Origin of the sequence: Pseudaminobacter salicylatoxidans (assembly GCF_003148475.1) — a bacterium.
GTDB classification, from domain to species: Bacteria; Pseudomonadota; Alphaproteobacteria; order Rhizobiales; family Rhizobiaceae; genus Pseudaminobacter; species Pseudaminobacter salicylatoxidans.
Genome location: NZ_QGGG01000008.1, coordinates 128,113 through 140,981, shown reverse-complemented (window position 1 = coordinate 140,981; position 12,869 = coordinate 128,113). Strand labels below are relative to the sequence as shown.

Below are 12,869 nucleotides of genomic sequence, written 5' to 3'. Positions count from 1 at the left end.
CACGATGAAACACGACTCCGCACCGGTTCCCGGTGGCCTGCTGCTGCTTGCGGCCATTGTGCTGGTGGGGCTGGCTCTGAGGTTGTTCATCACTGGAATCGGTCCGCTCGCCGCCGATATTTCCTTGCAGACCGGTCTCGACCTGCAAGGCCTCTCGCTGCTGACGCTGGTGCCGATGTTCCTGATGGGGGCGCTGGCTTTCGCGGGCCCGACCTTGCAGGCACGGGTTGGTGCGCGGCGTTCCATCCTTGTCGCGCTTGCGGTGCTGGCGGTCGCCTCATTGCTGCGCCTGTTCGTGTGGACCGGCTGGCAGATGGTGGCCACGGCGGCGCTGCTCGGCCTTGGCGCGGCAGTGGTTCAGGCCATGTTTCCCGGCGTCATCAAGCGGCATTTTCCTGCCCATGTCAGCGTCGTCATGGGGCTTTACTCCGCCATGCTGATGGGCGGCGGCGCGGTGGGAGCACAATTGGCTCCGCTGATTGCGACCGCTACCAGTGACTGGCATGCGGGGCTAGCCTGGATGGCGTTGCCAGCGTTTCTGGCGCTGGGGCTTGTTGCGCGCAGCCTGCCGGCAGACGCGCAGAGTGTGGGTGGCGTGAGCAAGACCGGCGCTCTTCTCAGACGTCCACGAACCTGGCTCCTGATGGCCTGTTTCGGCCTCGTCAATGGCGGTTATTCCACTGCAGTGGCGTGGCTTTCGCCCTTCTATCGCGATCTCGGCTGGAGTGCGCCCGCCAGCGGCAGCCTGTTGGCGGTCATGGCCGTGTGCCAGGCCGGCGCCGCGCTGCTGCTGCCGCTGCTGGCCAACAGGCGGGAAGACCGGCGGCCATGGCTATGGCTGACGCTGGCCATGCAGGTTATCGGATTTCTCGCGTTGGTCCTGCGGCCGGAGGCAGCACCATTTTTGTGGGTCGCCGTTCTGGGCGCCGGGCTGGGCGGCTGCTTCGCGCTGTTGATGATCGTGGCGCTCGACCACCTTCCAGACCCTGCCGAAGCCGGAGCGCTCTCCGCACTCATGCAAGGTGGCGGCTTCCTGCTTGCGGCACTGCCGCCATGGATCGTCGCCACCCTCCACAACCTTACCGGCGGCTTCACGGCAGGCTGGACGCTGCATCTGTGCTGCGCGGTTGTGGTAGCCGGGCTCTTCTGGCGCATGGCACCCGCCGGCTACGCCAGAGCGATGGGTCGGCCGTTTCGTACGACGACGACAACGGAATGCGGACCTCACCTGCCCAGCTCATTGGGTATCCAGGCGATCAATCCCGGTAGGTCCAATCGGTAACGGCGGCGACCTTCTTGAAGACACCATCGACTCCATTGGCTGTCGGATCGGCCAGTTGGAGCCACTCCTCTGCCCCCTTTCCGCCTTGGCGTTCAATCGCCTTGAACAGGCATCCAGAATACGATGCTTGCGACGGTCCGTTTCGGTGAATTCGCTCGGACGGTACAGATTGCGCATCCATGGATCGCGTTCGTTGCGGGCCTGCCGCTTCTTTTCCTCATGCTCAGCGAGCCATGACGCGATCACCGCGTGTGGTCTCAGGAGGCGCTCGGGCACTACAAGGGAGGATCCGCTCGCGCGAGCTTTGTCTACCTGTTGCATTACCTCCGGTGGTAACTCAATGGGAGGCGGCGGCAAGGGTGTCGGGCGGATGGTGATGGAGCGCGCACTTCTCGATTTCGGCAATGGTGTCTGTTTTGGCGCTTTGCCTACGGTATGCTTCGCCCAATATCCGCGTGGCGGATGCGGGATATCTTCCCGATCGCAAATCTTGGCGAGACCATTGCCGCTGATCCCATATTCCTCAGCCAATCGCGACATCGGCGTCGTCCATACCGCGCCATAGAGCTCCTGTCGTGTCATTGTGGTCGGTTGTGTAGGACGTGGCTTTGGCGTGGCCCGGAGAGGATTTTCGGGCGTCGCTGCTAAAGTCTTCTGTGCCACGCCGAGATTGAGTGTCAGATCCGCTGTGACATGTTTAGGCTTGCGCCCAACTCCCTGCTTCTCAGTATCCAGCACTAGCGGCTCAACACATCCGGATGGTGTTAGCGGTAGAGGGGGCTGTTCTATCGGCTTTCCGAACTCTTTCCGCATCCAGTGCCCGGACGAGGGAGTTGGGATATCGGCACGTCGCAGGGCGGCACGAACACATAATCAGGGGATGATATTCACGCCACCCATGGGGAGTGGCTTAATGATTGGCCAGCTTGCCGCGCGCACCTATCGAGTCAGATCGTTCGGTACGTCATTCCGTATTGTGTAGTGGGTCGCTCGTCGTCGAATGTGATGTCGATGGCTCCCGTCTCCATCGGGTAGTGCGATATATGCTGCAGCCATCAGCGCTGCTGCGGCCTTTTCCTTGTTCCGAACTCCGTTCCTTACTGCGCGCCGCAATCGATGGTCAGGGTGGCGCGGTCATCGATAGATGCGCCATTTTCGTCCACCAACACCAGACCTGCAACGGACAGCTGTCTCCCGGAAGTCACGATGGTGAACTCCTGTGAATAGACGCGCCCGGCCTGAATCTGACGCTCGGGGCTGGCGAAGGGACGATCGACGCCGAGGCCGATGGTCATTGCATTTGCAGTAGACGACAGTTGGAAAAAGAACTTTTCTCCATTTGGTGCCGTCCCTGGCCCCTGGATTTCAATATCGTCGAAATCATCCTGGCTATAGATGCCGCATGTGGTCGGCGTAAATTCGTAGCGACCTGTCGTTGTTTCCAGAACACTTATCGCGACGCCGGTGGAGTTTTTCGATGTCGGCGCTTCCGCTTCCGCGCTGCAACCTGTCAGCAACAGGGCGCCGAACAAGCCGATCATGACAACGGATCCGGTTCTACATCCGTCCATTCCGTAATTTCCTGTGATCACGACTTTCTCCATGGCCTACGGATAGGACCAGCCATTGTGTTCGACGCGGAAAATGCGGAGCGGCGCGCCGGGTTTGGTGGTGTCGGCGCGCAGTAAAAAGACCGCGCGCTGCTGCTTGCCGAAATTGGTGAAATCGACATTGATGGTGATCATGCCGCGCAGCATCGGCTGTCGAGGGTCGGGCACCGGGTCTTCTATGGCGCCATCAAAATCCTGAGCGCCATAAAGCGGATGCGCACCGATGTTGCCAGAGGCCAGCCAGGCCAATATGTCGTCGGTGAAGTAGTTCCTCGACACCGCCGGATCGAATGCGCTCGGCAGATTGCTGTTTTCTGACTGGAACTGACGTTCGTAGATCTCCCGCACCAGATCCTGTGCCTGGGCAACCGGATCGATGTCGGGGTTCGGTGCGTAAGGCTCGCGTGCAGGCTGCGCGGGGCGGGTCTTCGTCGGAGTGGCCAAGACCTTGCCGCTATCGGGTGTGATGTAGCGCTGCGCGACCCAGCCGGCCTTGCTCATCGCTTTGTTGCGCATCAAACACCAGCGCGCCGGCAGCGCTCTGATCTGAGCCTGCGACATCGCTGTGTAGTGGGCTGCTGTATAGAATGGTACACAGGTGATCTGCTGCATGCCGCGTTCATTGTGGGCAAATGTCTCAATCACCGGATAGTTGGTGCCTGGACCCATCCGGGCGTTGAGAGTGTCGTTGGCGGATACTCCCGTTACTCGCCAGGCATCCGGCCCGTGTCCGTCGATTTCGGCGAGCGCTGGAAATGTCGCGATACCGAGCGTGATTGCAGCAAACACCGCTTTGAGCATGCCTGCCATATTCACTTCACCTCCACGATTGAGCGGCCGAGAACCTTGCGGCCACTGATATCGAGAAAGCGCACCTCATAGGCTCCGGCTTCCGCTGGCATTTGCAGTTCCAGTACTTTTTCCGCCCCCACCTTGTGGGCGGCAATCCAGCTGAAATCAGCCTGATCGGCGCGGGCAACAGAGACGCGCTGGTCCGCACTGCCGGCCTCCGCAGTCCACGACACGGTGATCGTCTCACCGACACCCGCCTGTGCCGGTGCGTTGAGCCCCGCTCCTTCATCCAGTGGTGCGTTTGCCGGGACGACCTCGAAGCTGTGGGTGGCCATTATCCGGGCGCCTTCGTTCAGAATGTAGCGCAACTCGTAAAAGCCTGTTTCGGTCGGCCCGACGAGCTTGCCATCCGTGTTGTCCCGCACACGAAGATATTTGCCTTCCGCGCCCTGCCCGGCACCGGCGGGCACGATGGTGATGAAATCCTGCGGATGGATTGACGAGGACCAGCTCATGCGCATTTCCGAGCCGGCGCGCAGCACATCGGGAGCGCTGAGCGTTACCTCGGCCCCGACCACCTCGACGGGCGTGAACGCCATGGTGCGCCGGCCATTGTTCAGCACATAGCGGACCTCGTAGAGGCCCGGCTCTGCCGGCGCAACAAGGCTGTTTTCGGTGTTTTCACCGACGCGGAAATATCTGGCTTCCGTGCCTTCATCCGACCCGGCAGGCACGATGGTGACAAAATCCTGCGGATGGATAGACGAAGACCAGGTCACCTTGAAGCTTGCGCCCGTGGTCACCTGTTCGGGCGCGGCGATGGCCATCTCCGCTTCGATCACTTCGACCGGCGTGGAGGCCATGGTACGCCGGCCATTGTTCAGCACATAGCGGACCTCGTAAAGGCCGGGTTCCGCCGGTGCCACAAGGCTGTTCTCGGTGTTTTCACCGACGCGGAAATATCTGGCTTCCGTGCCTTCATCCGACCCGACAGGCACGATGGTGACAAAATCCTGCGGGTGGATAGACGAAGACCACGTCACCTTGAAGCTTGTGCCCGTGGTCACCTGTTCGGGCGCAGCGATGCCCAGCTCCGCCTCGACGACTTCGATTGGTGTGGAGCCGAGTGTGTTGTGGCCCTGGCTTTGCACGTAGCGGACTTCATAAAGGCCGGGTGTGGCCGGCGCGACCAGTGCGCCCTCATTCTTGTCGCCGACGCGGAAATATCTGCCTTCTGAGCCTTCATCAGCTCCGGCAGGCACGATGGTGACAAAGTCGTTCGCATGCAGATTGTCCGAGTAGGTGACCGCGAAGCTCGCGCCGGTGATCACGGTTGCAGGAGCCTGCACCTCTATCTCGGCGGTTTGCTGCTCCGGTTCAGGGGTTGCTTCGCCCTCTTGCTGTACCATCGGCTGCAGGTCCATGACCGACTGTACATGCGCCAGCGCGTCTTTAAGTTCCGCAGCGTTCTGAGCCGGGACAAAGACGCCGCCGGTGTTTTCAGCGATGCAGGCAAGGCTGGCATGAGCCTTGTCGTCAAGATCGAAACCGACGACATGGGTGGTGAACTTCACACCCTGCTGCGCCAGTTGTCCGGCCAATGCACAAGGATCGGCCTGACAGGTTTCCAGCCCGTCTGAAATGAGCACGACAGTTGCAGGATTATCGCGATAGGACAGGAGATCGGCGGCATGTTGCACGGCGGCCGAAATCGGTGTTTTGCCTCTCGGCTGGATGCCGTTGACCTTCTTTATGAAGTTTGCCCGGTCGAGCGGCCCCGGTTCGATCAATGTCTCGATGTCGCGGCAGTCGCCTTCGGAGCGGTGCCCGTAGGCGACCAGGCCGAGATTGATGTCGGCGGACCATCCGGTCACCAGATCTGCCATCACTTCGCGCGCGATCTCGATCTTGCTGGTACCGTCGATCTGGCCCCACATCGAGCCGGAGGCGTCATAGACGATCACCACATCCTCAGCCGCCGAGGCGCCCGAAAAGGACATCGTGACTGCTGTGGCCGCGACAAGCGTTGCCTTCAGAATTTTCATCATTGTCTCCTGTCGTGGATGGCGCGTCACGCCTGACGCCAGCCGCTTTCAGCTGCGGCGGAAGGTCGTGCTTCACCCAGGGCCCGGGCCTTCAGCTTGCGGAATTTGGCCGACATCTGTTCCAGCCTTGCGTCCCATTCGGGGTTTGGTTGCTGGCCTTCAATCGTCCTGAAATAGACCTGCATCATGCAGGCGATGGCGAAGGGTTCCAGAAGCGCTGCCTTGACGCTCCAGGCAAACAGTAGTGCGAAGACGAAGCCGCCTGCTGCCCAGGCCCCCGGCATCAGGTAGACGACGAGAGCCGCCGGCGCGAGCATGACCAGAAACACCAGAAAGCTCATGAGGTAGACAATAATCGCCAGCCAGGCGGCGTTCTTGAGCATGACCTTGTAATTCTGGCCATAGAGCACCAGCGCTTCCCTGGCCGATCCCCATGGGTTGGTCGAACCGGTGCGAATTGCGTAGGCTAGGATGACCTCGTCGATGAAACCGACGGCAACCCGCAGGAAGGCATGCAGGATACCGGAAAGCTGCTGCGCGCCGGGTATGGGCAGGATGGTCAGAATTCCGCGCACCAGCCCCGTGATCGCGCCGATCACGCCCTTGACGAGCTGATCGATGGCAAACAGCACGCTGGCCTGAGCGAAACGCTCCTTTACCACCGCTGTCGCATGGCTGACCTGCGACTTTCCGTCTGGCATCGGCTTGCCGTCGATCAGTTCGACCAGCACCGCTATATGGCCCGCCTTGACGATATAAAGGATGTATTCGCGCGCCCAGTACATGATGGCGCCAAACAGGCCGAAGCCCATGATGCCGCCCCACATGGTCGTATTGGCCTGAAAGCCCTCGTCACCGAAGCCGCCAACGCCATAGCCGATGCCGGCACCGGTTCCGGTCACCAGAACGTAGCCAACGGCAATGCCGAAATAGACCGCCATGCGTAATACGATGAATGGCATGGTCCGCGCCATCATTGCCAGTGCGCCGCCGACGCTAAAATCCCACATGCTCCGCCCCGCTTTCTACACCTGTCCGGCTCTAGCAGGAGCAAAGCAAACATGCCCCGTCCATTTGGATAGGGACGTGCCGGAAAGCGTGAGTATAATTGGCCGCAGGTATCCAAGGCAGGAAAAACGAATAAAGTAAGCCGGCACGATAAGGATAGGAAACAGCTTGGGGGGCGACGCGTCGATTTGCAGAGGTTTTTCTTTTCTATTCTGACAGCCACGTTGTTTTACTTTTCTACTGACGTCCATGGCCGTGACACGGAAAAAATGCCGCCCCCCACGTCTCCCTCCATACTTGAGGTGCGTGGCGCCATTTCCAGGATCAATGCGGAAGGGGTGGCGCATTTCGATATGGAGATGCTGAGGGCGTTGCCCGCCGCCCGGCTGGAAACAACGACGGCCGTCACAGATGGCGTACGTCGCTTTGACGGCTTTCTGATGAGGGATATTCTGGCGCATGTCGGCGCCAGGGGCACAGCCGTGACGGCGCGAGCCGTGAACGATTACGCGATTGAAATCGCGATTGAAGAATTCGACCGGTTCGACGTGCTCATTGCCTATGAAATGGACGGCGAACCGCTGCTGCCGGGTGACAAGGGGCCGCTATGGATGATCTATCCGCGTGATCAGCATGCGGAATTGCAGGATATCCGCTTCGATTATCGCTGGGTCTGGCAATTGCGATGGCTCGAAATTCGATGAAGAAACGGGCGCGGGCATTGCTGGGCGTCGCACTGCCGGTCTCGGCCATCATCATATTCGTCGTGCTGCTGGCCTTCTCGCTGATGCGTCTTTCCGACCTTGAGCGGGACATGCGCATCGAGGCCACTCAGAACATGCTTTGGGTGATCTCGCGGGCACATATTTCAAGCCTTCAACTGGGTGAGGCCGTCGCGGGCAGCGTTGCCGGAGAGGTTGATCCTGCGCAGATGGAGCTGCGTTACAACGTATTCCTCAGTCGGCTTGCCTTGCTTGACGATGGCCCGCAGCGTCGGCGGATGGAAGCACTTGGCGCGACGGCCCCGCTTGACGCCTTGCGTGGAAGCCTGCCTGAACTTGGCTCACTGGTGATGAGCGCCGGAACAGAGACGATGCCGCGCATCAGGGCCTTGCTTGTCCCCTACAATGTAGCGCTCACGGAAGCGGCCAACAAGGCAATGGTGGCCGAATGGGACGACCTTGGCGCCACGCTTGACGCAACGCGCAAGCAGCTGTGGCAGATCATCATCTCCATGGTCGGCATATCGCTGGCAGGTACCGTGCTTTGCTTCCATTTTTTGCTGGCGATCCGCGATGCAAGGCAACGGACCCGCCTGCTCAACAAGGAAAAGGCGTTCTCTGAACTTCTGATCGGCTCCAGTGGTGAAGGCATCATCGCTGTCGATATGGATCGGCGCTGCACGCTCTGGAACGAGGCTGCCGAACGGCTGTTTGGCCACGGCACTCGCAGTGCCACAGGCTCGTTGCTGCGTGAACTCTCCGGTTTCTTCGAAGTAGACAGGGTCGAGCAGGCGGTCGGCGATGCCCTTCAGGGCCGGGCGGTTGCGTTGTTGGATCAGCCGTTCTTTCCACCTCACCAATGCGACCCGCTTTATGTCGATTTGCGCTGCTTCTCGCTGCGTGACGGTGGGCGCATCATTGGCACGATCCTGCTGGTCTCGGACGTGACCGAACGAAGGGCGGCTCAGCGGGAGATTGCCAATCATCGTGATCATCTGGAACAATTGGTGCAGGCCCGTACGCAGGAGCTTGACGCGGCCCTGACCCGGGAGCGCGCCACAGCCGATCTTTATCGGAACTTCGGCACCATGATCTCGCACCAGTTCCGCACCCCGCTCGCCCTTGTCGATTCCGCGCTTCAGCGCCTGATGCGCCGGCGTGACAGGCTAACCCCAAAAGAGGTCCTGGAACGGGGCGAGGAAGCCCGTAGCGCTATCGCGCGTCTGGTCAGGCTGGTGAAAAGCACCCTCGACGCCGCGCGCCTCGATGCCGGCCAGATCGAAGTCCGCAGCCAGCTTTGCGATCTCGGTGACCTCGTAGCAGAGGTCTGCTCCCGGTCGACGAAAGACACCGGATCGGGCCGGATCACTCTCAAGCTTCCGGACGGTGATTCTCCCATTGCCTATTGTGATCCCGTGCATGCGGAACACATTCTCACCAATCTGCTGTCCAACGCAGTCAAATACTCACCGGCAAAGACACCGATAAGAATTACCCTCGCTGACAGCGGCACGCAGATCGAATGCGTGGTGACCAACACTGGACCTCCGGAGGGGTCATTCGAACAGGAGGCGCTGTTCGAACGCTATTATCGCGGCAGCAATACGGAAGGCCGTCCCGGTATCGGCGTAGGCCTCTATATGGCCAGAGCGCTTGCCCGTTTGCAGGGCGGCGATGTGCAATTGCAAGATTCGGAGCCTGGCATGGTTCGACTGGCGATGCTGCTGCCCAGCGGTGCCTCCGGTTTCGCCTCTGTTACGGACATGGCGCTACGAAAGGAGTTGGCATGACATTGGCGCCGTCTCCGAACCGGAAGCCTTTTGTGATCCTTTGCATTGAGGATGAAGCGCAGCTGCGGCGTGACATCAGGGATGAGCTGGTCGAGGCTGGCTATGATGTGGTTGAAGCCGACAATGGCAAACAGGCGCTCGGGAAGCTGGCGCGTGTTTGCCCCGATCTGGTTCTTTGCGATATCTCAATGCCCGAACTTAACGGTTATGGCGTGCTTGAAGCCCTGCAGGAAAGGGGGCCGGACTATGCCGAAATTCCGTTCGTATTCCTCTCGGCCCTTGCCGATCCAAGGCATATTGTGGATGGCAAGCGGCTTGGTGCCGATGATTATCTCGTCAAACCAGTGGATTACGATCTCTTGCTGGCGACCATCGAAGCGCGTTTGCGCCAGATCGAACGTATCCGTTCGGCACGCCCACCGGAGCCGACGGGTCCAGATTTTACAATGGTGGCGCAGTCATATGGCCTCACACCCGCAGAAATAAGGATAACCCAAGCGCTTACGCAAGGCAGGAAGCTGACGCAGATCGCGGCTGACCTTGGTGTATCCCGGTCCACCGTTGCCTTTCATATGCGCAATATATTCCAGAAGACTGATACCGGCAGGCAGGCGGAACTGGTTGCTCTACTGCTCAAGAAATGACAGCCCTGCGAAGCTTCGTATATGGAGGTCGTCATGTGACCACCGAGGCGGTGTTTTCTCAGCCGTTTCTTTTACTGGCGCTACTTTCCAACAAAGTGAGAGGTGCCGAGACGCAAGTATAACCACTTTCAATAGGAGGTTCGACTTTGCTATTGACGGATATAAGGCGTGCAACTGCCATTCAGAGTCTCATGCACAACGTCTTTTGGGAAAAAACCATCAATCGGCCGGAAGCGATTCGAACTTTTCCACCGCCAAACGCCGCCGTTTCTACGCTCCCTCACATGACGCCCCCTTCCGCTCCTGGCACAAGCGTACTTTCGGCGGCAATAGCGTATTGTGGAGAATAATCGGCGGAATTTGGCGCGCCACACCGGGTGATGATGACAACTATATCTACGCTATAGCCCTCTAAAATCGGCATCAAAAAAGGGCAGTTTCCCCTTCAAAAGATGGGATCAATGCGTGTACCTGCAATGCGATATCGGTGATGAGGGAATTGAGATATTCGCTATGCAGGTGACTCGCGTTGAGCTTTATAAACGAGTCTGTGAGAGGCCACTTAGCAAAGTCGCACCGGAGCTCGGAATTTCCGGCACGGCACTGGCAGCTATCTGCAAACAATATCAAGTGCCTTATCCCGGATCGGGATACTGGACCCGCAAGTCCCTAGGACTTCCGGCAGAGTTGCCGACCTTGCCAGAAGCATCCGATGAGACCACCGATATCCTGCCGCCAGTTGTCAAACCGCGCAAAAAACGAACGATGGAGGAAGGAGCCCCGCGTAAGCCAAAGCTCGCTACGAAAACTCGCCGCCCGGTTCGTCACCCGCTGCTTTTTGGTGCAGAAGAACATTTTCGGAAAACACGGGAGGTCAAGAACGGCGAGTTCCTCAGGCCCTACAAAAGGATTCTGCCGGACCTGATTTCATCAGAAGCCGCGCTTCAGCGTGCTCTCTCCATCGCCAACGCTCTGTATCTTGCGCTTGATGAGCGAAGTTACCGCGTTCAAATCGCGCCAGCCGCCGACAATCTGCTGCGGATTCATGTCAGGGAACAAGAGGTCGAGCGAGATCGCAAATACGGTCGCTACCACTCGGGAAGTATTTGGGCACCTGACAGGCCGACGGTTTTTTATATCGACATGGTGCCTGTAGCGCTCGCCATCACCGAGATGACTGAGCGCGTGACGATGCGCTATTTCAATGGCGACTACCATCGTGAGGACAGCAAGCTCATCCGGTCAGCAAAATCTTGGCAACTGACGCACTCGTGGACAACCGAGCAGGATATGCCGTGCGGGCGTTTTCGTATCGTTGCCTACTCACCAAAGAATGGCGTCAACTGGTCTCGCAACTGGCAGGAAACCGAGCAGCAATCGCTTGAGCGCCTGATCCCAGAAATTGTCGAGACGCTAGGGGCGTCAAAAGTTGATCTGCAACGCCTTATGGAGGCCGAAGAAGCGGCGGAGGAGCAGAGGAAAAAAGAGCAAAAAGAGCGGTGGGAGCGATACGAAAGGGAGGAAGATGCAAGGAAAACGGCCCAGGCTCTCGCCGACAGCCGGCAGCAGCTGGCCGAGATCATGGAGAAGTGGGGAAAGGCGATGACCGTAGAGCGATTCTTCGCGGACGCAACAGAGCGCCTAAAGAGCGCGGATGACGACCGTCGGCAGCGTTTAGAAGGACGTCTAACGCTCGCCAGATCAGTGATGGGAAGTGTTGATCCGCTGGATTTCATTGAAAGCTGGCTTGCCCCGGAGGAGAGACACCGTTCGAAATTTTCTAGCGGATAGTAAGGTCGTTTGAACAATCACAGCGCGTACATTGAGATGAGAGCACTCTAGGGCAGCAACCCGGACGAAAGCGGTCGGTTCGGTACCAGCGAAAAGCGTTAAATAGCTGTCGTCCGCAACCCACGCCATTCTCGCCGTTGGCGTGCTTCTGTCGTCACCTTAAACCAGCCGTTCGTTCAGAGTTCGCCCGAAGGCCGGCGCGGGGTCACTAGCAAGCTGGCGACTGTGAGGATGTGTACCACCCTCTCTAGCGAAATTCAGCCCACCTCGCCGCGGCGTACGCGGCGCTCATGCTTATAGTCGAAATGCCGGTCGACCGCCGCGATGAGTGGCATCTTGAGAAATGACCAATCAGGGGCAAAATGCGGCTCGAACAAGTCGCCGACGAGCCCGTGGTCGAACGCCTCGAAATGGCTAGCGAGCGCAAGATCGAGGACCTGGCGCAGGAGCCGCGCGATAGCGTTGATATCTGCGATGGTCTCGAACGCGAAGTGTTTGCCCTTCTCGAAGTTGGCAAAGTCGCGCTCGACATTGCGCGACGAGACATGCGTGGTCGTCGAGAGCGTGCCATATAGGCTTTTCGCCGTTTGTCGATACTGTTTGCCGGCCGTTTCATCGAGCATCCCAAACCGCAGGCTGCCGACTACTTCATCGAAACGCTCGCGCCCCAGCCCGTCTAGCGCGGCGACTTTTTCAGCCACCGTCCTCGGCGGCACAGTCGCATCGCGATCAGCGTCCTGCCGGAGCGGGGGCGAGCCCTGGTCGAGCCACAACGCTTTGACAGACGCCTCGACCAGGAAGCGCATCTCTCGCCTTGCAGGATCGTGCAGCCCTTCCTTGATCATATGAGCGGCCGCGATCATCGACTGGACGAAGTGGGGCTTGATCCGGAGCGAGATTAGCTGATCGAAGAAGGGCGGATTGCGGCTCGCCATCATCTCGATCATGTTGATGCCGAGTCCATAGTCGAGGATGTAGCGGTCAATCTGGCGAATAGACGCCACGTAAGCATCGCTTGCGCGCAATGCGGCATGCTCGTCTGAACGCCGCTGCCGCTCGGCTACAGCACCTTGGATGATCGCCGTAACAAAGTCGGACTCAAGGTCGTTATTAGTCATGTCTTACCCTTAGGCGGTACCGGTGCGTCTGATGATAAACTGTTGCCCTCGCGCAGCCTTCACGGTC

At 59.1% G+C, this 12,869-nt stretch carries 11 protein-coding genes; 5 read left to right on the top strand and 6 right to left on the bottom strand.

What is annotated here, in order from left to right; genetic code table 11:
- Nucleotides 1-4 precede the first annotated feature (4 nt).
- Nucleotides 5-1,282, top strand: coding sequence for a cyanate transporter (locus tag C7441_RS12790; protein WP_109613192.1), 1,278 nt, complete (start codon nt 5-7; stop codon nt 1,280-1,282).
- On the opposite strand, the gene C7441_RS23755 is transcribed toward C7441_RS12790, so the two are convergent.
- The 5 genes from C7441_RS23755 to C7441_RS12770 all read right to left on the bottom strand — a co-directional run bounded on the left by C7441_RS23755 (nt 1,238) and on the right by C7441_RS12770 (nt 6,739).
- A complete protein-coding gene (locus tag C7441_RS23755; RefSeq protein ID WP_146201460.1) occupies nt 1,238-2,020 on the bottom strand; it encodes a hypothetical protein in 783 nt (260 codons plus the stop codon). The two genes, C7441_RS12790 and C7441_RS23755, sit on opposite strands and share 45 nt — an antisense overlap.
- Before the next feature lie 359 nt (nt 2,021-2,379).
- The gene (locus tag C7441_RS12785) at nt 2,380-2,823 is read right to left on the bottom strand and encodes a hypothetical protein (RefSeq protein WP_109613191.1); all 444 of its coding nucleotides are present in this window, start codon (nt 2,821-2,823) and stop codon (nt 2,380-2,382) included.
- Between the two features lie 66 nt (nt 2,824-2,889).
- The gene (locus C7441_RS12780; RefSeq protein ID WP_109613190.1) at nt 2,890-3,702 is read right to left on the bottom strand and encodes an SH3 domain-containing protein; all 813 of its coding nucleotides are present in this window, start codon (nt 3,700-3,702) and stop codon (nt 2,890-2,892) included.
- 2 nt (nt 3,703-3,704) lie between these two features.
- Nucleotides 3,705-5,729, bottom strand: coding sequence for a vWA domain-containing protein (locus C7441_RS12775; protein ID WP_170125111.1), 2,025 nt, complete (start codon nt 5,727-5,729; stop codon nt 3,705-3,707).
- 26 nt (nt 5,730-5,755) lie between these two features.
- A complete protein-coding gene (locus C7441_RS12770) occupies nt 5,756-6,739 on the bottom strand; it encodes a hypothetical protein (protein WP_109613188.1) in 984 nt (327 codons plus the stop codon).
- 186 nt (nt 6,740-6,925) lie between these two features.
- Between C7441_RS12770 and C7441_RS12765 the strand changes: the two genes are divergently transcribed.
- The 4 genes from C7441_RS12765 (at nt 6,926) to C7441_RS12750 (ending at nt 11,684) form a co-directional block, all read left to right on the top strand.
- Nucleotides 6,926-7,441 (top strand): putative pterin-binding protein, encoded by a 516-nt coding sequence (locus C7441_RS12765; RefSeq protein ID WP_210205636.1) that lies wholly within the window; start codon nt 6,926-6,928, stop codon nt 7,439-7,441.
- Nucleotides 7,423-9,249 carry a sensor histidine kinase gene (locus C7441_RS12760; protein ID WP_109613186.1) on the top strand — a complete coding sequence of 609 codons (1,827 nt, stop codon included), beginning with the start codon at nt 7,423-7,425 and terminating at the stop codon, nt 9,247-9,249. The genes C7441_RS12765 and C7441_RS12760 overlap by 19 nt, the downstream gene beginning before the upstream one ends.
- Nucleotides 9,246-9,893, top strand: coding sequence for a response regulator transcription factor (locus C7441_RS12755; RefSeq protein WP_109613185.1), 648 nt, complete (start codon nt 9,246-9,248; stop codon nt 9,891-9,893). Before C7441_RS12760 ends, C7441_RS12755 begins: the two co-directional genes overlap by 4 nt.
- 465 nt (nt 9,894-10,358) lie before the next feature.
- Entirely contained in the window at nt 10,359-11,684 is a 1,326-nt protein-coding gene (locus tag C7441_RS12750) for a hypothetical protein (RefSeq protein WP_244916134.1), read from the top strand.
- A 257-nt stretch (nt 11,685-11,941) separates the two neighbouring features.
- Here C7441_RS12750 and C7441_RS12745 read toward each other — a convergent pair whose 3' ends face one another.
- Nucleotides 11,942-12,802 carry a hypothetical protein gene (locus C7441_RS12745; protein ID WP_109613184.1) on the bottom strand — a complete coding sequence of 287 codons (861 nt, stop codon included), beginning with the start codon at nt 12,800-12,802 and terminating at the stop codon, nt 11,942-11,944.
- Between the last annotated feature and the right edge of the window lie 67 nt (nt 12,803-12,869).